The 20,837-nt window shown below is 63.3% G+C and carries 19 protein-coding genes and 1 riboswitch; of the genes, 12 read left to right on the top strand and 7 right to left on the bottom strand.

All coding sequences use genetic code 11. The annotated features are described in order from the left end of the window. Positions 1–101 precede the first annotated feature (101 nt). From EDD52_RS08050 to EDD52_RS08040, 3 genes are all read left to right on the top strand, one after another. On the top strand, positions 102–1,760 hold the full coding sequence (locus EDD52_RS08050) for an NAD+ synthase (RefSeq protein WP_132243642.1): 1,659 nt from the start codon (positions 102–104) through the stop codon (positions 1,758–1,760). A gap of 199 nt (positions 1,761–1,959) precedes the next feature. Then, on the top strand, positions 1,960–3,267 hold the full coding sequence (locus tag EDD52_RS08045; RefSeq protein WP_243651874.1) for an NAD(P)/FAD-dependent oxidoreductase: 1,308 nt from the start codon (positions 1,960–1,962) through the stop codon (positions 3,265–3,267). A 76-nt stretch (positions 3,268–3,343) separates the two neighbouring features. Then, entirely contained in the window at positions 3,344–3,769 is a 426-nt protein-coding gene (locus tag EDD52_RS08040) for a DUF1801 domain-containing protein (RefSeq protein ID WP_132243638.1), read from the top strand. Between the two features lie 25 nt (positions 3,770–3,794). Here the strand turns inward: EDD52_RS08040 and EDD52_RS08035 are convergent, their stop codons facing one another. Continuing rightward, on the bottom strand, positions 3,795–4,739 hold the full coding sequence (locus EDD52_RS08035; RefSeq protein ID WP_132243636.1) for a 1-phosphofructokinase family hexose kinase: 945 nt from the start codon (positions 4,737–4,739) through the stop codon (positions 3,795–3,797). Between EDD52_RS08035 and EDD52_RS23635 the strand changes: the two genes are divergently transcribed. From EDD52_RS23635 to EDD52_RS08025, 3 genes are all read left to right on the top strand, one after another. After that, entirely contained in the window at positions 4,740–4,895 is a 156-nt protein-coding gene (locus EDD52_RS23635) for a hypothetical protein (protein ID WP_165907482.1), read from the top strand. A gap of 64 nt (positions 4,896–4,959) precedes the next feature. Next, positions 4,960–6,288, top strand: a complete 1,329-nt coding sequence (gene gltX / locus EDD52_RS08030; RefSeq protein WP_132243634.1) for a glutamate--tRNA ligase — start codon at positions 4,960–4,962, stop codon at positions 6,286–6,288. 163 nt (positions 6,289–6,451) lie between these two features. Beyond that, positions 6,452–7,753: an acetylornithine deacetylase/succinyl-diaminopimelate desuccinylase family protein gene (locus EDD52_RS08025; RefSeq protein ID WP_132243632.1), complete on the top strand. Its 1,302-nt coding sequence runs from the start codon at positions 6,452–6,454 to the stop codon at positions 7,751–7,753. A gap of 99 nt (positions 7,754–7,852) precedes the next feature. Here EDD52_RS08025 and EDD52_RS08020 read toward each other — a convergent pair whose 3' ends face one another. Continuing rightward, entirely contained in the window at positions 7,853–8,428 is a 576-nt protein-coding gene (locus tag EDD52_RS08020) for a gamma-glutamylcyclotransferase family protein (protein ID WP_132243630.1), read from the bottom strand. A 97-nt stretch (positions 8,429–8,525) separates the two neighbouring features. On the opposite strand from EDD52_RS08020, the gene EDD52_RS08015 reads away from it, so the two are divergent. From EDD52_RS08015 to EDD52_RS07995, 5 genes are all read left to right on the top strand, one after another. Next, on the top strand, positions 8,526–9,011 hold the full coding sequence (locus EDD52_RS08015; protein ID WP_132243628.1) for an RrF2 family transcriptional regulator: 486 nt from the start codon (positions 8,526–8,528) through the stop codon (positions 9,009–9,011). 9 nt (positions 9,012–9,020) lie between these two features. Then, a riboswitch (glycine riboswitch) is annotated at positions 9,021–9,107 on the top strand. 93 nt (positions 9,108–9,200) lie between these two features. Then, complete coding sequence (gene gcvT / locus EDD52_RS08010; protein WP_132243626.1) at positions 9,201–10,403, top strand: glycine cleavage system aminomethyltransferase GcvT; 1,203 nt, start codon at positions 9,201–9,203, stop codon at positions 10,401–10,403. Between the two features lie 18 nt (positions 10,404–10,421). Further along, a complete protein-coding gene (gene gcvH, locus EDD52_RS08005) occupies positions 10,422–10,784 on the top strand; it encodes a glycine cleavage system protein GcvH (RefSeq protein WP_132243624.1) in 363 nt (120 codons plus the stop codon). A gap of 118 nt (positions 10,785–10,902) precedes the next feature. Next, entirely contained in the window at positions 10,903–13,752 is a 2,850-nt protein-coding gene (gene gcvP / locus EDD52_RS08000; RefSeq protein ID WP_132243622.1) for an aminomethyl-transferring glycine dehydrogenase, read from the top strand. Positions 13,753–13,813: 61 nt separating this feature from the next. After that, positions 13,814–15,049 carry a lytic murein transglycosylase gene (locus EDD52_RS07995; protein WP_132243620.1) on the top strand — a complete coding sequence of 412 codons (1,236 nt, stop codon included), beginning with the start codon at positions 13,814–13,816 and terminating at the stop codon, positions 15,047–15,049. 108 nt (positions 15,050–15,157) lie between these two features. On the opposite strand, the gene EDD52_RS07990 is transcribed toward EDD52_RS07995, so the two are convergent. From EDD52_RS07990 to EDD52_RS07980, 3 genes are all read right to left on the bottom strand, one after another. After that, positions 15,158–16,048 carry an inositol monophosphatase family protein gene (locus EDD52_RS07990; protein WP_132243618.1) on the bottom strand — a complete coding sequence of 297 codons (891 nt, stop codon included), beginning with the start codon at positions 16,046–16,048 and terminating at the stop codon, positions 15,158–15,160. Positions 16,049–16,117: 69 nt separating this feature from the next. Beyond that, positions 16,118–18,646, bottom strand: a complete 2,529-nt coding sequence (locus EDD52_RS07985) for an ABC transporter permease (RefSeq protein ID WP_132243616.1) — start codon at positions 18,644–18,646, stop codon at positions 16,118–16,120. After that, entirely contained in the window at positions 18,643–19,347 is a 705-nt protein-coding gene (locus EDD52_RS07980; protein ID WP_207905985.1) for an ABC transporter ATP-binding protein, read from the bottom strand. The genes EDD52_RS07985 and EDD52_RS07980 overlap by 4 nt, the downstream gene beginning before the upstream one ends. A gap of 18 nt (positions 19,348–19,365) precedes the next feature. Here EDD52_RS07980 and EDD52_RS07975 point away from each other — a divergent pair, with 18 nt between their 5' ends. Beyond that, on the top strand, positions 19,366–20,037 hold the full coding sequence (locus tag EDD52_RS07975; RefSeq protein WP_132243612.1) for an arylesterase: 672 nt from the start codon (positions 19,366–19,368) through the stop codon (positions 20,035–20,037). A 169-nt stretch (positions 20,038–20,206) separates the two neighbouring features. Here the strand turns inward: EDD52_RS07975 and EDD52_RS07970 are convergent, their stop codons facing one another. After that, positions 20,207–20,413 (bottom strand): cold-shock protein, encoded by a 207-nt coding sequence (locus tag EDD52_RS07970; protein ID WP_132243610.1) that lies wholly within the window; start codon positions 20,411–20,413, stop codon positions 20,207–20,209. A gap of 201 nt (positions 20,414–20,614) precedes the next feature. Next, on the bottom strand, positions 20,615–20,791 hold the full coding sequence (locus EDD52_RS23630; protein WP_165907481.1) for a hypothetical protein: 177 nt from the start codon (positions 20,789–20,791) through the stop codon (positions 20,615–20,617). Between the last annotated feature and the right edge of the window lie 46 nt (positions 20,792–20,837).

The raw sequence follows: 20,837 nt of genomic DNA, 5'->3' as shown, positions 1-20,837 counted from the left end.
TTGACGCCCCCGGTCAAGACAATGGCTTTTCCCAAACGGACTTTTCCTCGGGCGTCTATCTGCTAAACGGGTGGCCAGAACGTATGTTTGAGAGGACGACCATGGCAGATCGGTTTCGCCTGATGCTGGCACAGCTCAACCCGACGGTTGGCGACCTGAACGGCAATGCAGCGCAGGCCCGCGACGCATGGAAAGCGGGAAAGGCTGCGGGTGCAGACCTCGTGGCCCTGCCAGAGATGTCGATTACCGGCTACCAGACCCAGGATCTGGTCATGAAGCCGGCCTTCATCAACGATGCCGTCGCCACGATTGAGAAACTTGCAGCAGATTGCGCCGACGGGCCTGTCCTTGCCGTGGGTGGCCCGTTTCCGGACGGCACGAAGCTGCACAATTCCTACTACGTCTTGCAGGGAGGCAAGGTTGCGGCGGTCACGCACAAGTATTTCCTGCCCAATTTCAACGTCTTTGACGAAGTGCGCCTGTTCTCGCGCGACGCGTTGCAGGGGCCTGTCAATATCAACGGTGTCCGCGTCGGCATGCCCATCTGCGAGGATGCCTGGTATCCCGACGTCGTCGAGGCGATGGCAGAGACCGGGGCAGAAATCCTCGTGATCCCCAATGGATCGCCCTATTTCCGCGAGAAATTCGACTTTCGCCTGAACAAGATGGTCGCCCGGGTGGTCGAGGCCGGGTTGCCGCTTGCCTATCTCAACATGACCGGCGGGCAGGACGATCAAGTTTTTGACGGCGGCAGCTTTGTGCTGAACCCGGGCGGAGAGCTGGCCGTGCAGATGCCCGTGCTCGAAGATGCGATGACATTGGTGGAATTCGAGCGCACGGATACGGGCTGGCGTGCGATCCCCGGCGAGGTGCATGTCCATCCGGATGCGATGGAGCAGGACTATAACGTCATGGTCACGGGCCTGCGCGACTATTGCCGCAAGACCGGGTTCGGCAAGGTGTTGCTGGGGCTTTCCGGCGGGATCGACAGCGCCATTGTCGCCACCATCGCTGCCGACGCGCTGGGGCCGGAGAATGTGCGCTGCGTGATGCTGCCCTCGGAATACACATCCGAGGCATCCCTTGATGACGCAAGGGCCGTAGCGGAGAATCTGGGCTGTCGCTACGATTTCGTACCGATTGCCGAGGGTCGGCAGGCGATCACATCAACCCTTGCGCCGCTTTTCGAGGGCACCGAACCGGACCTCACCGAGGAAAACATCCAGTCCCGCCTGCGGGGCCTGCTGCTGATGGCGCTGTCCAACAAGTTTGGCGAGATGCTTCTGACCACCGGCAACAAATCCGAAGTGGCCGTGGGCTATGCCACGATCTATGGCGACATGGCGGGCGGCTACAATCCGATCAAGGATATGTACAAGACCCGGGTATTCGACTGCTGCCGCTGGCGGAACGCGAACCACCGGCCCTGGATGAAGGCGCCAGAGGGCGAGGTCATCCCGGCACGCGTGATCAGCAAGCCCCCGAGTGCGGAGCTGCGCCCGGACCAGAAGGACAGCGACTCGCTGCCCGACTACCCGGTGCTTGATGCCATCCTGCAGATCCTTGTCGACGAGGACGGCTCCATCGAGGATTGCATGGCGGCCGGGTTCGACCGCGTAGATGCAAAGAAGGTGGAGCATCTGCTCTATATCTCCGAGTATAAGCGGTTCCAGTCAGCACCGGGGCCGCGCCTGTCGCCCCGTGCGTTCTGGCTTGACCGGCGCTATCCCATCGTCAACCGCTGGCGCGAGCAAAGCTGAACCCAGCCTTTCGGATCAGTTCCGCTGGGTAATGCGTGCTTTGCTTGCCACGCCGCGCAGATCATTGCAGGCGACGCGATGCGGCGGCTTGACCCCATGGCATGCTGCTACCCATGCTGTCGCCGAGCCGCGCTCTGCTGTTGCGGCTTGCTGCCAATTATCGACGGACCCTGCTTTGCCCGGCCCGCTGCCAACACCTGTGTCACCAGATTCGTCCCTGCCTTCGGCGGTGGATGTGGTCGTGATCGGGGGTGGCATCATCGGGGCGGCAACCGCGATGGAGCTGGCATCCGAAGGCGTGTCCGTGGCGCTTTGCGAAAAGGGCGAGATCGGCTGCGAGCAAAGCTCTCGCAATTGGGGTTGGGTGCGCCTGTCCCAACGCGATCCGCGCGAAATTCCCCTGATGATCGACGCGATCAAACGCTGGGAAGGGATTGACCAACGGCTTGGCCGCAAGACCGGCTTCGTGCAGTCGGGCCTTTTGTTCACTGCGCGCAATGCCCGGCGGATGGCGGCGTATGAGGCGTTCGCAGAGCGTCTGAAAGAGCACCAGATCGACTGCCGCATGGTCGTTGGCCGCGAGATGGACGATGTGATCCCGGGCCATGCAATGAAACTGGCCGGGGGGCTGCTGACGCCGTTCGACGGGCGCGCGGAACCGCAGCTTGCCGCACCTGCCATTGCCGAAGGCGCCCGCGATGAGGGGGCCAAGCTCTTCACCCGCTGCGCGGTGCGATCGGTCGAAACCTCTGCCGGGCGTGTTTCTGGCGTTGTGACGGAACGCGGACGGATCGCTTCTTCCAGCGTGGTCCTGGCGGGGGGCGCCTGGTCGCGCCTCTTTGTCGGCAATGCCGGTGTGGCGCTGCCGCAGCTCAAGGTCCTGAACTCTGTTCTGCGGACCACGCCGATTGCGAACGGACCAGAGCAGGGCATCTGGGCGGACGGGTTTTCGCTGCGCAAGCGGGCCGATGGCGGCTACACGGTGTCCGGCGGCTCTGAAAACCTGCACCATATCACCCCGGACAGTTTCCGACTTGCCCGCCAGTTTCTGCCTGCGCTCAGGGCTGAATGGTCGTCGATGCGCCTGCGTCTGGGAGGCCGCTGGCGTGAAGAAGCCGCGCTGCCGCGCCACTGGGCCGGCAATGAGCGCAGCCCGCTTGAGCAGAACCGCATGCTTGATCCCGCACCGGATGATCGCAGCCTGCAACGGGCGCTCGCCTCTGCACGTGCGGCTTTCCCGGTCATGGCCGATTGCGAGGTCGTGCAAAGCTGGGCCGGCATGATCGACGTGACCCCGGATGCGATCCCGGTGATCTCGGAAGTGGAGAAGCTTCCGGGTCTGTTCATCTCGACCGGGTATTCCGGGCATGGTTTCGGCATTTCGCTGGGTGCGGGCCGACTGACGGCAGATCTGGTCACCGGGGCGACCCCCATCGTTGATCCTGCCCCTTTCCGCCTGTCCCGGTTTTTCGATGGCAGCCCGATCACGCTCGACTCCGGGTTCTGACGGAAAACGCTTCCCTGTCGCCAGACTTGCATTTTCACGCTACTGCTATCGTGAAGCGGGTGATTGGGGGGAATGCATGGCCAACAAGACAGTGCCGACCGGCGCGAGTGTCGATGATCACCTCGCCAGCATCACGCCAGAGCGCAGACAGCACGACGCCCGCGCGCTCGACGCCCTTTTTCGCGAGGCCACGGGCTTCCAGCCGAAAATGTGGGGGCCGTCCATCCTTGGCTATGGGCGGTATCACTACCGGTACAAATCCGGCCGCGAAGGCGACTTTCTTGCCACCGGTTTTGCGCCGCGACGGTCTAACCTCGTCGTCTATATCATGCCCGGCTACGGCGATTTCGCGACCATCCTTGACCGGCTGGGCAAGTTCAGGATCGGAAAATCCTGCCTTTATATCAATCGTCTGTCTGATGTGGACAGGGATGCGCTGACAGATCTGATCCGCGCGGGGTTAAGCGATCTCGCCAACCACTGGCCTGTTCAGCCCGAATGAAGAAGGCGCCGTGAGGATGGGCCCGTCAGGCAGGCAGTTGCGTCAGTGTGCACCGGTCGACCAGCGCGTCGGCATCGGCGCGTTTGCACAGCTGCGTGCCATCGGTCATCACGGCGGCGCTCGCCGCGGCGGCACCGCGCTGAAGGGCCTCTGGCAGGGATAAGCCGCGCGCCAGCGCCAGCACCATGCCACCCACGAAACTGTCGCCCGCGCCGATCTTGCTGCGCACGGGCACATCCGCCGCGCAGGCGTGCCAAAGACCGTTCGGCGCGGCCAGAACAGACCCGTCGGCGCCCCGCGCGATCACCACGGCCTGCGCCGCACCCTTGTTGACAAGCTGTGCAGCAAATGCGGCGCTGTCGCGACGGTCGGGCAAGCTGCGCCCGGCGAGGGCTTCGGCCTCTTCGCTGTCCATGCGAAGCAGGTAAGGCGCGGGGGACGCTCCGGTTGCGAGATGGATCAGGGCGGTGCCGGAGGTGTCCACAATCAAGCGGCTTTGCGCAGTTGCCTCACACAGCTGCGTTGCAAAACCATCGGGGATGCCGGGTGGCTGGCTGCCACTGAGGACAACATAGCCGCCGGACAAGTCCGACCCGATCCGTGCCAGCAGGTCGGCAACATTGCTGGTCGTCCATTCCGGCCCCGGCAGGACAAATCGGTATTGCGCGCCCGTCTGGCGGTCGGTGACAGCCACGCTCTGCCGGGTTTCGCCGGGGGCGGGGTAGGTGATCGTGGGGATGTTTTCCGCAGCAAGCAGCGCTTCAAGCTTTGCGCCCATCGCCCCGCAGGTGGCCACGAAGGCGCGGCTTTGTCCGCCAAGATTGCGGATCGCGCGGCTGACATTGATGCCACCGCCACCCGGTTCGAACACCGGGGCGTCGCAGCGCAACTTTGGCCCCGGCGCCACGGCCGCTGCCGAGGTCGACAGATCGACCGCAGGATTAAGAGTGATTGTCAGAATGTCCTGCATATGCGTGCCTTTCGCGCCAACAGCAAACTGGCAGGCGCGCCCGGCATTGCCAAGGGGCAAAAGGGGCATGGCCGCGTGGACGGGCTGCGTATCCAGACTGACCGCAGGGATGTCGCGCTGTTCGGCGCAAGGGGCCGGGTATTGGCACCGGCCTGAAAGCCCCATTCATATGGACAAACCGGCCTGTCTGTGAAATGCCAGCGCGCAACAGGAGATCCAGATGACCACCACCCGTTTCGCCCCGTCGCCGACCGGCTATATCCATGTCGGAAACCTGCGCACTGCACTGATGAACCACCTGATTGCCCGCAAATCGGGCGGCACGTTCATTCTGCGGATTGATGACACCGATCCCGAGCGGTCCAAGGAAGAATATGTCGATGCCATCAAGCGCGACCTGGAATGGCTGGGTCTGACCTGGGACCGGGTAGAGCGGCAGTCCGAACGGCTGGATCGCTATGCAGAGGCGGCCGACAAGCTGCGCGAGATGGGGCGGTTCTACGAGTGTTTCGAAACGCCGACGGAGCTTGACCTCAAGCGCAAGAAACAGCTCAACATGGGCAAGCCGCCGGTTTATGACCGCGCCGCGCTGGCGCTGAGCGAAGACGAGAAGGAAAAGCTGCGCGCCGAACGCGGGGCGGGCCATTGGCGGTTCAAGCTTGACCATCAGCGGATCGAATGGGCGGACGGGATTCTTGGCGACATCTCCATCGATGCGGCCAGCGTGTCGGACCCGGTGTTGATCCGTGGCGACGGGCAGGTTCTGTATACGCTGGCCTCTGTCGTGGATGACACGGAAATGGGCGTGACGGATGTTGTGCGCGGCTCTGACCATGTGACCAACACCGCCACGCAAATCCAGATCATCGAGGCTCTTGGCGGGGCGGTGCCGAATTTCGCGCATCACTCGCTGCTGACCGGCCCTCAGGGCGAGGCGCTGTCCAAACGCCTGGGCACGCTTTCCCTGCGAGATCTGCGCGCGCAGGGTGTTGAACCGGCCGCTTTGCTTAGCCTGATGGCGCGGCTTGGCTCCGCCGATCCAATAGAGCTGCGCGGTTCTGTCGACGAACTGATCGAGGGGTTCGACATTTCCCGCTTCGGCGCGGCGCCGACGAAATTCGACGTGCAGGACCTGTTCCCGATGACCGGGCATTACCTGCAACGGCTGGATTATGCGGATATGGCATCCGATATCGCAGCGCTCGGCGTGCCGGATGACATGGCAGAGCGTTTCTGGAAGGTGACCCGCGACAACATCACCACGCGTGCTGATCTGGCGCGCTGGTGGATGCTGTTCCGGGAAGGCGCAGAGCCCGAAATTGCCGACGAGGATCGCGAGTTCATCGCTCAGGCCATGGCGCTTCTGCCCGAAGGCCCGTTTGATGACGACACGTGGTCAAGCTGGACCGCCGAGGTCAAGGCCGAGACGGGGCGCAAGGGCAAGGGCCTGTTCATGCCGCTGCGCAAGGCGCTGACGGGGCAAGGCCACGGGCCCGACATGTCCGACGTCATGCCGCTGTTGCAAGTGATCCGGGCGCGCAATACCTGACCCGGCCCGAGCCTGATCGCATCTGAGCACCCCGCCGCCCCTGACGCGCGCGGGGCGCCCTTGCGACGCATGGCAGCATGCGCCCATCTTCCGTCGGCCCCTATTGAACCTCCGGTCAAAGCCGGAAACACTGGGGTGAATTCCCAACCGACGGAGGCGTGTCATGGAGCAAACCGGCAAGCAAGACGATCTTTCTGCGCGGCTTTCCGCCCGGATCGACGACATGCGCGACGCGTTGGTCGCCGTGACTCAGGATCTGATCCGCATCCCGACGTTGAATCCCCCCGGGGAGAATTACGCCGCGATCTGCGAGTATCTGGAACAGCGGCTCAAGGCGTCCGGGTTTGAGACCCGCCTGATCCGCGCTGAGGGCGCGCCGGGTGACAGTGACCGTTATCCGCGCTGGAACATCGTCGCGCGGCGTGAGGGCAAGCGCCCCGGTGACTGCGTGCATTTCAACAGCCATACCGATGTGGTCGAAGTGGGGCATGGCTGGACCTGTGATCCGTTTGGAGCAGAGCTTCGCGACGGGCGGATCTATGGTCGCGGCGCTTGCGATATGAAAGGCGGGCTGGCCACCTCAATCATCGCGGCAGAGGCCTTTCTTGCGGAATGTCCGGACTTCGCTGGCGCCATCGAGATTTCCGGCACGGCGGATGAGGAATCGGGCGGGTATGGCGGTGTGGCATATCTGGCCGAGCAGGGGTTCTTCGATCCGGCCCGCGTGCAGCATGTCATCATCCCGGAACCGCTCAACAAGGACCGGATCTGTCTGGGCCATCGTGGCGGCTGGTGGGCGGAGATTGAAACCAAGGGAGAGATTGCCCACGGGTCGATGCCTTTCCTGGGCGATTGCGCGGTGCGCCATATGGGTGCCGTGCTTGATGCTTTCGAGGAAACGCTTTTCCCTGCCATGGCTGCGCGATGGACAGAGATGCCGGTGGTGCCGGATGGTGCCCGGCAGTCGACCATGAATATCAATTCGATCCACGGGGGCCAGCCCGAACAGCCCGCCGACTATACCGGGCTGCCCGCCCATTGCGTGCCCGACAGCTGTCGCATCGTGATCGACCGCCGTTTCCTGATCGAAGAGAATGTCGACGGCGTGCGCGCCGAGATTACCAATCTGCTGGATGGGCTGAAATCCAGCCGCCCCGATTTTGACTACGAGCTGCGCGAGATCAACCGCGTGATCCCCTCGATGACCGATCGCGATGCGCCGATCGTCACCACGGTTGATGCCGCCATCCGGTCTGTCATGGGCACAGAGCCTGCCTATGTGGCCTCCCCGGGCAGCTACGACCAGAAGCATATCGACCGGATCGGGAAGCTGAAAAATTGCATCGCCTACGGTCCGGGCGTACTTGAGCTGGCGCATAAACCCGATGAATGGATCGGGGTCGGCGACATGGTCGACAGCGCGAAGGTCATGGCACGGACGCTGCAATCCCTGCTGGCGCAGTGACGACGGGCCTGCCACAGGCCCCTTGCCGGACCGGACGCCGGGCCCCGCACAGATGATCACATGTGCCGGGCGGACCGGCGCCAGAGGGTCCGAACCGACCTAAGCCAGCGCCTCTTTGGAAAAGACATCGGCCCCCGTTGCCCGCAGAACGGCATCCACGAAGTCCCGCTCGGCCATGTGCAGGGGCTGGTGGCGCGGATAGGCTGGCGCTGCGCGATCATCCAGAACCGGGACATCCCATCCCAGCGTGGTATCGACAAAGGCCTCGGCGCCCCTTTGACCGAAAACCCGCAGATAGCCCTGCAACACCACGTCGACATAGCTTAGCAGCACCGGGCTGGACCGGCTGGGCAGCGTCACGCTTTCCGGCGCAATCGCATAGATCGCCAGCTCCCGCGGTTCCTTTTGACCAATGTCGATGCAGTGGCGCGCATCCAGCCTGTCATAGCTCGCCTCGCGGGCGTCAAGCGCGGCCCAGTCGCCGCCGGGTACCTCCGCCACCAAACCGTCGATGCGGCTGCCCGGTGCTTCGATCACCGTCAGAAACGCCGCCTTGCGCCCCGCCGCACACCGCCAGGCCCGCTGCCAGCCAATGGCCGTGGCGGGGAAATGGCCGCTATAGTCATGCGTGGCCACGTTGACGAGACTGCCATATCCGAAAAAAAGTGCATCCATGGAACAGGTTTGTGCCACCGGGTTGACCTGAATCAAACCGCTTTTCGACAATTGCGTGCAAGTTCGCATCGATAGGACCCCGCCGGGAGGACAGGTAATGCGCATCACGAAACGCACCAATATCGCCATGCGCGTGCTGATGTTCTGCGCGGCGAACCCGACCCGGATGGTCACGAAGGCAGAGATTGCCGCGCGCTGCAACGCGTCGGAAAATCATCTTGCACAGGTCATCAACCAACTGGCGCAAATGGGGTATCTGCACACGCAGCGGGGGCGGAACGGGGGGCTTCAGCTGGCGCGCCCGGCAAGTGACATCGTGATCGGCGAGATTTTCCGAAAACTCGAAGCGCCGGTGCCGCTTGCAGAGTGTTTTGCCGATGTCGACAATACCTGCCCGCTGACGGAATGCTGTCGGCTGAGATCCGCGCTGACAGAGGCAGCAGAGGCGTTCTACCGCACGCTTGACCCCGTGACACTGGACGGCATGGTTTGCGGAAATGTGGCGCTGCTGGATTTCCTGTCGGCGCATGTTTGTGAAGGGACGCGGCAAAGACCTCTTGCCACGCTGACGAGTGTCAAATAGCTTCACCCCGAATCTGCGAGGGGAGAACCGGCATTGCCGGTGCCGAAGGAGCAACCGCCCCGGAAACTCTCAGGCCAAAGGGACCTTCGCAGGTTAAGTACTCTGGAGAGTGATGCGCATGAATCGCATCCGCCGAAGGGATAACGATCTCAGGCGAAAGGACAGAGGGGGCATCCGAGGCGCATCGTGATGACGCGCGCACGGGTGCCGGTACGTCCCCACAGACGGACCCGGGACCTTGTTAGACAGGGGAATGACGGGTTGTCGGACGAAGAATTGAAACGCACGCCGCTTTACGATCTGCATGTCAAACTTGGCGCCAAGATGGTGCCCTTTGCCGGCTACGAGATGCCCGTGCAATACGCCACGGGCGTCATGGCGGAACACAATCACACGCGCGCCAAGGCCGGGCTGTTCGATGTCAGCCACATGGGTCAGGTGATCCTGCGGGCGCGCGATCCGCAAAAGGCGGCGCTGGCGCTGGAAACGCTGGTGCCGGTGGATGTCGCAGGGCTGGCGGAGGGTCGGCAGCGCTATGGCTTTTTCACCAATGAGGATGGCGGGATCGAGGATGATCTGATGATCGCCAATCGCGGCGATCACCTGTTTGTCGTCGTGAATGCCGCGTGCAAGGACGCGGATCTGGCGCGGATGCGCGCCGCGCTGGAGCCCGAGGTCACGGTCAAACTGATCGACACGCGCGCGCTTTTGGCATTGCAGGGACCAGCGGCCGAGGCGGTTCTGGCCGAACATTACCCAGCCATCCGCGACATGCGTTTCATGGATGTAGAGACGCTGCCCATCGCAGGGGCGGAATGCTGGGTGTCACGCTCTGGCTATACCGGTGAGGACGGGTTCGAGATTTCCGTGCCCGCATCGGCGGCAGAGGATCTTGCCCGGGCGCTGCTGTCGCATGAGGACGTGCTGCCCATCGGGTTGGGCGCGCGCGACAGTCTGCGGCTGGAGGCGGGGCTGTGCCTTTACGGCCATGACATTGACAGCGTGACCTCCCCGGTCGAGGCGGGGCTGACCTGGGCCATTCAAAAAATCCGCCGCAGCGGGGGCGACCGCGCGGGCGGATTTCCGGGGTCTGAGCGCGTGCTGGCTGAGGTGACCGACGGGCCTGCGCGCAAGCGCGTGGGGCTGCAGCCTGACGGGCGCGCACCAATGCGCGAAGGCGTGCAACTTTTTGCATTTAAAGAGGCCGATACGCCAATTGGACAGGTGACATCCGGCGGATTTGGCCCGACCATCGGCGCGCCGGTTGCAATGGGATATGTCGAGGCGTCCCATGCTGCTGTCGAGACAGAGCTTTTCGGAGAGGTGCGCGGCAAGCGGCTGCCTGTAAAGGTTGCGAAACTGCCGTTCGTCACCCCCGGATTCAAGAGATAAGGATAAAGGAAAACGCGCATGAAATACACTGAAGAACATGAATGGCTGGATCTGGATGGCGATGTCGTCACTGTGGGCATCACGGCCCATGCCGCAGAGCAGCTGGGCGATGTGGTGTTCGTCGAACTGCCAGATGTTGGCGCCAGCGTCACCCGCGATGACGAGATCGTGGTGATCGAAAGCGTCAAGGCCGCGTCCGACATTCTGGCGCCGCTTGATGGCGAGGTGGTCGAGGTCAACGAGGTGCTGGTCGAAGAGCCCGGCAAGGTCAATGACGACCCCGAGGGCGATGCATGGTTCTTCAAGCTGAAGATCGAAGATGCTTCGGCGCTGGACGAATATATGGATGAGGCCGCGTACAAGGCCTTCATCGCGGACTGACAGGGACCCCGGGGGCTGCGCCCCGGACCATTTCAACCAACCAGAAGACAAGGTGCCGAGCCCGGCGGCCTTGTCTTCCAGACCGACTGCCTGCGGCTTGCGTGAACGAGGTTTCTCAATGAGCTATGACCCTACCGAGTATCTGCCCTATGACTTCGCCAACAGGCGTCACATCGGCCCATCGCCCGCAGAGATGTCGGATATGTTCGACGTGCTGGGTGTTGCGGATCTGGACGCGCTGATCGACCAGACCGTGCCGCGCGCGATCCGGCAGGCAGAGCCGCTGGATTTCGGCAAGCCGATGTCGGAACGCGAATTGCTGCATCACATGCGAGAGACGGCCGAGAAGAACAAGGTCTTGGTGTCGCTGATCGGGCAGGGCTATCACGGCACGGTCACACCACCCGCGATCCAGCGCAACATCTTCGAGAACCCGGCCTGGTATACGGCTTACACGCCTTACCAGCCCGAAATCAGCCAAGGCCGGCTGGAGGCGCTGCTGAATTACCAGACGATGGTGTCCGATCTGACTGGGCTGGAGGTCGCCAACGCATCGCTGCTGGACGAGGCCACGGCCTGCGCCGAGGCGATGACAATGGCGCAGCGCGTCGCCAAGTCCAAGGCGCCCGCCTTTTTCGTGGATGAAAACTGCCATCCGCAGAATATTGCGGTGATGCAGACCCGCGCCGCCCCGCTGGGCATCGAGGTCATCATCGGCGCGCCAGAGGATCTGGACCCCGAGGCCGTCTTTGGCGCGATCTTCCAGTATCCGGGCACGCATGGTCACGTGCGCGATTTCACCGATGTTATCGCGGCGCTGCACGAGGCCAAGGCCATCGCGGTGGTGTCCGCCGATCCAATGGCGCTTTGTCTGCTGAAAGAGCCGGGCGCGATGGGGGCGGATATCGCCGTCGGGTCCACTCAGCGGTTCGGCGTGCCGATGGGCTATGGCGGCCCGCACGCGGCCTATATGGCGACGAAAGATGCCTATAAGCGCGCGATGCCGGGGCGGATTGTCGGTGTCTCCATCGACAGTCATGGCAACCGTGCCTACCGTCTGTCACTGCAAACCCGAGAGCAGCATATCCGGCGCGAGAAGGCGACCTCGAATGTCTGTACCGCGCAGGCGCTGCTGGCCGTGATGGCGGGGTTTTATGCCGTCTTCCACGGGCCGGACGGGCTGCGCGCCATTGCGCAGCGCATTCACCGCAAGACGGTTCGGTTGGCCCGCGGGCTGCAGGCGGCGGGCTTTGTCATAGAGCCGGACGTGTTTTTCGACACGATCACGGTAGAGGTCGGGCTGCTGCAGCGCGGCGTTTTGCAGGCTGCGGTGCGCGAAGGTGTGAACCTGCGTCGTGTGGGCAAAACAAAGGTCGGCATCACGCTGGACGAAGCGACCCGCCCCGAAGTGATCGAGTCGGTCTGGCGTGCCTTCGGGCTGTCGCTGCGGGACGATGATCTGACAGCGGAATACCGGTTGCCGGGTTCGCTGCTGCGCCAGTCCGGTTATCTGGAACATGACGTATTCCACATGAACCGCGCCGAGACCGAGATGATGCGCTATATGCGCCGTCTTGCCGATCGCGATCTGGCGCTGGACCGCGCGATGATCCCGCTGGGGTCCTGCACGATGAAGCTGAACTCTGCGGCTGAGATGATGCCGGTCAGCTGGCGCGAATTTGCCATGCTGCACCCTTATTGCCCGGCCGATCAGGCGCAGGGCTATGCCGAGCTGATCGCGGATCTGTCCAACAAGCTGTGCGATATCACCGGTTACGATGCGATTTCCATGCAGCCCAATTCGGGCGCGCAGGGCGAATATGCGGGGCTGCTGACGATTGCGGCCTGGCACCGGGCGCAGGGGCAGGGGCATCGCAATGTCTGCCTGATCCCGACAAGCGCTCATGGCACCAACCCGGCCAGCGCGCAGATGGTGGGCTGGAAGGTCGTTCCGGTGAAATCGGCCGAAAACGGCGATATCGATCTGGAGGATTTCCGTGCCAAGGCCGAGAAACATGCCGAGGCTCTGGCCGGCTGCATGATCACCTATCCCTCCACCCATGGTGTGTTCGAGGAGACGGTGAAAGAGGTTTGCGAGATCACCCATTCCCATGGCGGGCAGGTCTATATCGACGGGGCCAACATGAACGCGATGGTGGGGCTAAGCCGCCCCGGCGATCTGGGTGGCGATGTCAGCCACCTCAACCTGCATAAGACCTTCTGCATTCCGCATGGCGGCGGCGGTCCCGGCATGGGACCGATTGGCGTGAAACAGCACCTTGTCGCGCATCTGCCCGGCCACCCTGTGTCTGGCGGCAGCGAGGGGCCGGTGGCGGCCGCGCCTTACGGTTCGCCCTCTTTGCTTCCGATCAGCTGGGCCTATTGCCTGATGATGGGCGGCGAGGGGCTGACGCAGGCGACGCGGGTGGCGATCCTGAACGCCAACTACATCGCGCGGCGGCTCGAAGGGGCGTATGACGTGCTCTACAAGGGACCGACGGGACGGGTTGCGCATGAATGCATCCTCGATACGCGGCCGTTTGAGAAAAGCGCAGGGGTCACTGTCGAAGATATCGCCAAGCGGCTGATCGATTGCGGGTTCCACGCGCCGACGATGAGCTGGCCTGTCGCGGGCACGCTGATGGTTGAACCCACGGAAAGCGAGACCAAGGCGGAGCTTGACCGGTTCTGTGATGCCATGCTGGCGATCCGCGAAGAAATCCGCGCCATCGAAGAGGGCAAGATTGACGCGGAAAACAACCCGCTGAAGAACGCGCCGCACACGATGGAGGATCTCGTCAAGGAATGGGATCGTCCCTATAGCCGCGAGCAGGGATGCTTCCCCCCCGGTGCCTTCCGGGTCGACAAGTACTGGCCGCCGGTCAACCGTGTTGACAACGCATGGGGCGATCGGAACCTCGTCTGCACCTGCCCGCCAATGTCCGACTATGCCGAGGCCGCAGAGTAGAGCTTTGCGCTGCCCGCCCCTCGGCCTATAATTGGGTGAAAGAGGCGGGCAGGGGGCTTTGATGAAAGTACTGGCACTGGTCGTGCTCCTATTGGGACTGTGCGGGCAGGCGTTCGCACAGGACCGGGCGGCGGTGGAACAGCAGTTTCGCAGCTGGTTGGAGCAGGAAATCTGGCCGCGCGCCCGGTCCAAAGGCGTGGGGCGCGAGACGTTCGAGACAGCTTTCACGGGAGTGTCCCTGAACTGGGATTTGCCCGACCTTGTGCCACCCGGCACGAAAAAGCGGACCCCGCAGCGCCAGCGTCAGGCGGAATTCGGCAGTCCGGGTAAGTACTTCAACCGCGGCTCGATAGATGGCGCGACCTCTGTCGGCAAACAAATGGCAGCACGTCACGCCGCGGCGCTCTCGGCGGCAGAGCGCATGACCGGCGTACCGGGACGCATTATTCTGGCGATCTGGGGGCGCGAGAGCGGTTACGGCCGGGTGAAGATCCCCCATGACGTGTTCGAGGTCTTGGGCACCAAGGGGTTCATGTCCACGCGCGCGGAATACTTCCGTGATGAACTGATAGCGGCGTTGCAGATTGCCGAAGCCGGTCACGCGCCCACGGGTGCGATGAAGTCGAGCTGGGCGGGGGCGCTTGGCCAGCCGCAATTCATGCCGTCAAGTTTTCTGAAATACGCCGCTGACGGGAATGGTGACGGTCACGCCGATATCTGGAGATCAGAGGCAGACACGATTGCCTCCATCGCGCGCTACCTGCAAAAACACGGCTGGAAGAACGGCCGTGACTGGGGCTTTGAGGTCTCTGTGCCGGCGACGGTATCGTGCACGCTGGAAGGGCCCGATCAGGGGCGCAAGATCCGCGTTTGGGAGGCGATGGGGATCGCCCGCGTGTCCGGCCGGGCATTTCCGGACCATGAACGGCGGGCAGAGGGTTACCTGCTGATGCCTGCCGGGCGAAACGGACCTGCCTTTATCGTGACACCCAACTTTTACGTCCTCAAGGACTATAACATGAGCGATCTCTACGCATTGTTTGTTGGCCATGTCGGGGACCGTATCGCCTATGGCGTGGGCGATTTCACTGCGCGGTGGGGGGCTGTGGGCGGATTGCGGCGTTCAGACGTGGCGGCCATGCAGCGCGCGCTGGAGGCAATGGGCCATGATGTGGGCGGCGCGGACGGTCTGGCGGGCTACAAGACCCGCCGGTCCATCGGGCGCTGGCAAGAAGCGACCGGACAGGCCGCCACCTGTTTCCCGGAAGCGAAGATGAAAGCCGCTCTAGGCCGATAGACTAGGGACGTCGGCGGATGCGGGCCGTGACGCGCCCCGGACTTGATCCGGGGCCTTGTGTAGCCTTGGCCGGTTGAGGCCCCGGATCAGGTCCGGGGCAGGGCGCGCTCAGTTTTCGACGTTCTCCGCGGCGTCGCCGTCCAGCAAGAAGGCAAAGCGGTCGCGCAACCGGGCCCATGTCGCGGCATCGGGGGCTGCCAACACGTAACCCCCGCGCTGGCCGGCGGTATAGTCGGACCCGTCCAGCATCGCCACATGCCCGCCCGCCTGGCGACAGATAATTACGCCTGCTGCATGGTCCCACGGGGTCAGATGGCCGGTGACAAGGAAATCCATCTTGCCCTGCGCCAGCATCCGGAATTCATGGCAGGAGCACCGCAGGTTCAGCACCCGGTTGAAATCGGGGAAGGTGGCGGCCATTTCGGCCTGCTTGTCCTTGGGCAGAAGTGCGAGCGGAAGATAGCCCGACAGCCCTTCGATCGGGCCCCCCTGAGAGACGTGCACACGCGCGGCGGGGCGGTTCTTGCGAACAAACTCTGCCGCGTTCTCCTCGTCGGCGATGATCCAGTCGTCAAGGATCGGGTCGTAGAGCAGACCAAAGACCGGACGGCCGAACCGCGTGACCGCGATGATCACACCGAAGACACCCAGCCCGTTCGCAAAATTCCAGGTGCCATCCACCGGATCGATGATGAAGGCCAGATCGGCGCTGTCGATCTCGTCCCAAAGCTCGGGATGTTTGGCTACGGCCTCTTCTCCGACGATCAGCGCGTTGGGAAAGGCGCGCGCGATGCCCCGCGCGATCATCGCCTCGGCATTGCGGTCTGCCTCTGTCACAAGGTCATCGGGGCCAGACTTGGTATCGATCTCGTCACCGCGAAGTGCGCGGAACCGGGGCAGGATCTCGGTCCTGGCGGCGCGGCGCACAAGATTGATAAGCTGGGTCCGCTGCGCGTGGGTCAGCGGCGCGGTGATGGGCATAGGCAACGTTTCGGTCATCGGTTCATCCCGTGGCTGATGTGACGGTTGTCAGACCCATGCCAGCCCATTGCGCCGGGATCAAGGTGCCTATTCGCGCGCACGCAAGATACGCGCTGGTCGGACGGACATCGGACGCAGAGCAAAAAACAGACCGGAGAGCAGGGTCAGGACCACGCCGCCGAACACGATCATTAGCGCATTCCCCGGCAGGAAGGTGAAATCGGCCTCCATGACGAAGGTGATGACCCCCCAGGCCCCCAGTCCACCAGCAACCACGGCAACGACACCCGCACCGGCACCCAGCAAGGCCGACCGCAGGGCAAAGCTGCGCAGAATGCGCCCACGGCTCGCCCCCAGTGTCTTTAGCAAGGCGGCTTCGAAACTGCGCGCGCGCTCTCCGGCCGCGGCAGCACCGATCAGCACCAGAAGGCCGGTCAGCAATGTGGCCGCTGCCCCCCAACGCGTCGCATTGGCGATAGAGATCAGCAGCGTCCCGACCTGATCGATGGCGTCGCGCACACGTATCGCGGTGATGTTGGGGTAGGCCTGGGCAAGGTCGCGCAGAATGGCGGCTTCCGCCTCTTCCTCGGCGTAAACGGTCGAAATGAAGCTGTGCGGCGCGCCTTGCAGCGCGGCCGGGTTCAACGTCATGACGAAGCCGATCCCCATGGTCGAGAAATCAACCTCGCGGAAGCTGGCGACGGTGGCCTCGATATCGCGGCCAAGGATGTTCACGGTGATCTTGTCACCCAAGTTGAGGCCGATCTCTGCGGCCTCTTCGGCGGCAAAGCTGACAAGCGGCGGGCCTGCATAATCCCGGGGCCACCATTCGCCAGCGGTCAGCGTGGTATTGTCGGGCAGATCGGCAGAATATGTCAGGCCGCGATCACCGCGCACGACCCAATGATTGCCCGCAACTTCGCGCGCGGGCCGCCCGTTGATGCCGTTCAGCACACCCCTCAGCATCGGCGCGCTGTCGACACGCGACACGGCGGGGTCATTCTCCACCCGGTCGAGGAAACCCGGCATCTGGTCCTGCTGGATGTCCACGAAGAAATAGGACGGCGCGACATCCGGCAATTGCCCGTCAATCGCCTTGCGCAGATTGCCGTCGATCTGTCCGACCGCCGCCAGAACGGACAGGCCCAATCCCAGCGAGATCATCACAGAGGCTGCCGCCTCTCCCGGTCCTCCGATAGCCGACAGGGCCCAACGCAACACCGGGCGACCGCGCGCAAGGGTGCCGCTGGCGCGGGCCAGCCGCCGTACACCCTGTGCCGCCAGAGCCAGCACGACCAGCGCGCCAATGATGCCGCCCGCCGTCCAAAGCGTCAGGAACGTGTTGCCGGAAAAGGCAACCGCCGTTCCAAGCAAGACTGCCAGCAGCGCCGCCGTGGCCAACAGAAAGCGCGGACGTGGCAGCAGCCTGGCCTGCCCCAGCGCATCGCGAAACAACGTTGCGGCGCGCACATCCTCCGTTCGGGCCAAGGGCCACAGCGTGAAGAGCGCGGCGGTCAGGACCCCGTATATCGCGGCCTCGATCAAGGGAGAGAGGTGTAGCGAGAAATCGGCAGGCACCGGCAATGACGCGGCGATGAACGGGGCGAGCAGTAGCGGAATGCCCGCGCCCAACATCAGCCCGATCGCGATGCCCAGAAGGCTGAGCGCGCCGATCTGGATGAAATACGTCTGGAAGATCACGGCGCGGCTGGCCCCCAGCGTCCGCAACGTGGCGATCACGCCCGTCTTGGCCGACAGGTAAGACCGCACGGCGGCAGAGACGCCCACGCCGCCCACGGCAAGGCCCGATAGCCCCACCAGCACCAGAAAAGCGCCCAGCCGGTCGACAAAGCGCGCCACGCCCGGCGCGCCGTTGCGGGCATCGCGCCAACGCATCCCGCTATCGGCGAACCGGTCCTGCGCCTCGGTCTTCAGCGCGTCCAGATCACTGCCGGGGGGCAGGGTCAGGCGATAGTTCGTCTCGAAGAGGGTGCCGGGCGCAAGCAGGCCCGAGTTTACCAATGCCTGTGTCTGGACAATCGTGCGGGGGCCAAGGCTGAACCCGGCGCTGCCGGCGTCAGGTTCATAGGTCAGCAATGCAGAGAGGGTGAACTCTTGCGTGCCAAGCCGAAACCGGTCGCCCGTCTGAAGGCCCAGCCTGTCCGCCAGCACCGGCGCCATCACGGCGCCCGGGATCGTTCCGTCACCGTCCAGCGCCTCTGGCAAGGGCATCTCCGGGTCCAGTTCCGGCGTGCCCAGCAGAGGGTAGGCCCCGTCCACCGCTTTCACCTGTGTCAGCGCGCGCTCTTCGCCCCCGGCGCCTGGAACCACCACCATCGAGCGGAAATCGACCACTTTCGACATGGCGGTCGAGATCTCGCGCATCCATGCCAGCTCTGCCTCGTCGGCGTCGCGATAGGTCAGGCGCAATTCGGCGTCGCCGCCCAGGATCACCGCACCCTGATCGGACAGGCCCGACTGAATGGCCGCGCGGACAGACCCCACGGCAGCAATCGCCGCAACGCCAAGCGCGAGGCAGGCCAGAAACACGCGAAAGCCGCGCAGACCGCCCCGCAATTCGCGTGCAGCCAGACGAAAGGCAACTGGCACGCTCATTCTGCGGCAGCCTTCGTGGCGGTTGGGGTTGCCGCGGAAATACGCCCGTCATGCAGCCGCACAACACGGTTGCAGCGCTGCGCCAGAGCGTTGGAATGGGTCACCAGGACCAGCGTCGCGCCGTGGCGGTCGCGCAGGTCGAATAAAAGCTCGATGATCGCATCGCCGTTTGCCGCGTCCAGATTGCCCGTGGGTTCATCCGCCAACAGCAGGCGCGGACGCGGGGCCGAGGCCCGCGCAAGCGCGACGCGTTGCTGCTCCCCACCCGACATCTGCACCGGGTAGTGATCCGCCCGATGACCAAGGCCCACCGCCTCCAGCTCTGCCGCGGCGCGTTCGAACGCATCCTTATGGCCTGCCAGTTCCAGCGGGGTGGCAACATTTTCCAGCGCCGTCATCGTCGGGATCAGGTGGAAGGACTGGAACACCACGCCCATGCCATCACGCCGCAACCGGGCAAGTTGGTCCTCGTCCATCCGGGTCATGTCTTCGCCCAGAGCGGTGACGCGGCCTGCACTCGCGCGCTCCAGCCCGCCCATGATCATCAGCAGCGAAGATTTCCCGGATCCGGACGGACCGACCAGCGCCAGTGTCTCGCCTTCTGCAACCTCCATCGAGATTCCGTGAAGAATTTCTACCGGACCGGCATTGCCCTCCAGCGCCAAAGTGACATCTTGGAGGGAGAGAATGGGTTTGGTCATCGTAGAAAGGTCCAGTCAATGCAGGTTCAGGCTCAATATGGGCGCTTGGCGGCGGCGGGCAAGGCCACTGTTGCAATCTGGTTCGCTTTCGCGGCTATGGCACAGGCGGCCGAGACGCATATTCTGGCGCTAGGCGACAGTCTGACACAGGGCTACGGGCTGATCGAGGAAGAGGGGTTTGTGCCGCAATTGCGTGCCTGGCTCGAAGAGCGCGGCCACGACGTACGACTGATCAATGGCGGCGTGTCGGGCGACACCACCGCAGGCGGGCTGGCGCGGGTCGAATGGTCCCTCACGCCCGAGGTTGAGGGGATGATCGTGACACTTGGCGGCAATGACCTGCTGCGCGGCATTCCGCCTGAAAACGCGCGCGAAAACCTTCGCGGCATCATGGAGGTCGCAGAGGCGCGGGGGATAGAGGTTCTGCTGGTCGGGCTGCCTGCGCCGGGCAATTACGGGGCGGCCTACAAGCAGAGCTTTGATGCGATCTACCCCGAACTTTCCGAGGAGTTTGGCACGCTCTACTACCCTGATTTCTTTGAAGGAATGCGGATCGCCGGGGCGACATCGACGAATAATGGCGACTTCATGCAGGATGATGGGATACATCCAAACGCCAAGGGAGTGGCGCATATCGTGGACGCCATCGGCCCGGCGGTCGAAGAGCTGATAGAGCGTGCCGGGGAATAGGCAGGGACTGACCCTTGCATTGGAAAGCGGTCGCGGGCGTAAACTGTCAGAAAGCTGCAAGGCCGTCGCGTCGCCTCGGGGGCGTTTTACAAGGCTGGAAAGATGACAAAAAGAAACCCGGTCGGCAGGGCCGTCCGGGTCGAATGTCTGGTGCCGGAAATGGCGCGGCTCAGGCCAGAGAAATGTTCACGGCTGACTCTCGACCGTCGCGGCCGGGCTCAATATCGAAGGTCACCTTCTGGTTGTCTGCAAGTCCGGTCAGACCCGAACGCTCGACTGCAGAAATGTGAACGAAAACGTCTTTGCTTGCGCCATCGGGCGCGATGAAGCCGTAGCCTTTGGTGGTGTTGAACCATTTGACGGTGCCGGTGGCCATCGTCGTGTCTCCTGTCAAAGTGCTGCCCGCGGAAATGCGGCAGTGTGGCTAGTCAGTGCAGAATCGAGAACTGAGCCGTTTAACAGGAACAGTGGGTCGATAGTGGTAACGTCGCGGAAATATCATTTCCCCAACTCAGGACGTTTTTCAAGGTTTTTTGCGCAGTTTCAGACGGCAATTGCTGCGTTGGCAAACTTGTGCCTATTCGTCTGTTTCAGGAGTAAACATCATCGCGGTGGTGCAGATGCCCAAGGAAAGAACCCCGCCGAAGACGTAGACGAAGAAGGAATAGGCGATGGACCAGTCGAAGAAGACCCAGCCGGTTACGGCAGTGATCAACCCCGCGAAGCTGCCAAGGACCAGCGCAATAGTCGCCATGAACTTCCTCCTTTTTTGACAGTTTGCCTGCCAAAACCTTTAGGAA

Source organism: Primorskyibacter sedentarius (assembly GCF_004342065.1).
Taxonomy (GTDB): Bacteria; Pseudomonadota; Alphaproteobacteria; order Rhodobacterales; family Rhodobacteraceae; genus Primorskyibacter; species Primorskyibacter sedentarius.
Note: the sequence above shows the minus strand (reverse complement) of the source record. Positions and strands in the feature narration are given on the sequence as shown.

What these genes read in the sequence shown, in the direction of transcription:
- EDD52_RS08015 (WP_132243628.1), top strand. Translation starts at nt 8,526, where the DNA reads ATGCGCATCACGAAACGCACCAATATCGCCATGCGCGTGCTGATGTTC.
- EDD52_RS23635 (WP_165907482.1), top strand. Translation starts at nt 4,740, where the DNA reads ATGCGTGCCTTTCGCGCCAACAGCAAACTGGCAGGCGCGCCCGGCATT.
- EDD52_RS23630 (WP_165907481.1), bottom strand. Translation starts at nt 20,791, where the DNA reads ATGGCGACTATTGCGCTGGTCCTTGGCAGCTTCGCGGGGTTGATCACT.
- gltX (WP_132243634.1), top strand. Translation starts at nt 4,960, where the DNA reads ATGACCACCACCCGTTTCGCCCCGTCGCCGACCGGCTATATCCATGTC.
- gcvH (WP_132243624.1), top strand. Translation starts at nt 10,422, where the DNA reads ATGAAATACACTGAAGAACATGAATGGCTGGATCTGGATGGCGATGTC.
- EDD52_RS08050 (WP_132243642.1), top strand. Translation starts at nt 102, where the DNA reads ATGGCAGATCGGTTTCGCCTGATGCTGGCACAGCTCAACCCGACGGTT.
- EDD52_RS07985 (WP_132243616.1), bottom strand. Translation starts at nt 18,646, where the DNA reads ATGAGCGTGCCAGTTGCCTTTCGTCTGGCTGCACGCGAATTGCGGGGC.
- EDD52_RS08035 (WP_132243636.1), bottom strand. Translation starts at nt 4,739, where the DNA reads ATGCAGGACATTCTGACAATCACTCTTAATCCTGCGGTCGATCTGTCG.
- EDD52_RS07970 (WP_132243610.1), bottom strand. Translation starts at nt 20,413, where the DNA reads ATGGCCACCGGCACCGTCAAATGGTTCAACACCACCAAAGGCTACGGC.
- gcvT (WP_132243626.1), top strand. Translation starts at nt 9,201, where the DNA reads ATGACGCGCGCACGGGTGCCGGTACGTCCCCACAGACGGACCCGGGAC.
- EDD52_RS08025 (WP_132243632.1), top strand. Translation starts at nt 6,452, where the DNA reads ATGGAGCAAACCGGCAAGCAAGACGATCTTTCTGCGCGGCTTTCCGCC.
- EDD52_RS07975 (WP_132243612.1), top strand. Translation starts at nt 19,366, where the DNA reads ATGCAGGTTCAGGCTCAATATGGGCGCTTGGCGGCGGCGGGCAAGGCC.
- EDD52_RS08020 (WP_132243630.1), bottom strand. Translation starts at nt 8,428, where the DNA reads ATGGATGCACTTTTTTTCGGATATGGCAGTCTCGTCAACGTGGCCACG.
- EDD52_RS08040 (WP_132243638.1), top strand. Translation starts at nt 3,344, where the DNA reads ATGGCCAACAAGACAGTGCCGACCGGCGCGAGTGTCGATGATCACCTC.
- EDD52_RS07995 (WP_132243620.1), top strand. Translation starts at nt 13,814, where the DNA reads ATGAAAGTACTGGCACTGGTCGTGCTCCTATTGGGACTGTGCGGGCAG.
- EDD52_RS07980 (WP_207905985.1), bottom strand. Translation starts at nt 19,347, where the DNA reads ATGACCAAACCCATTCTCTCCCTCCAAGATGTCACTTTGGCGCTGGAG.
- EDD52_RS07990 (WP_132243618.1), bottom strand. Translation starts at nt 16,048, where the DNA reads ATGACCGAAACGTTGCCTATGCCCATCACCGCGCCGCTGACCCACGCG.
- gcvP (WP_132243622.1), top strand. Translation starts at nt 10,903, where the DNA reads ATGAGCTATGACCCTACCGAGTATCTGCCCTATGACTTCGCCAACAGG.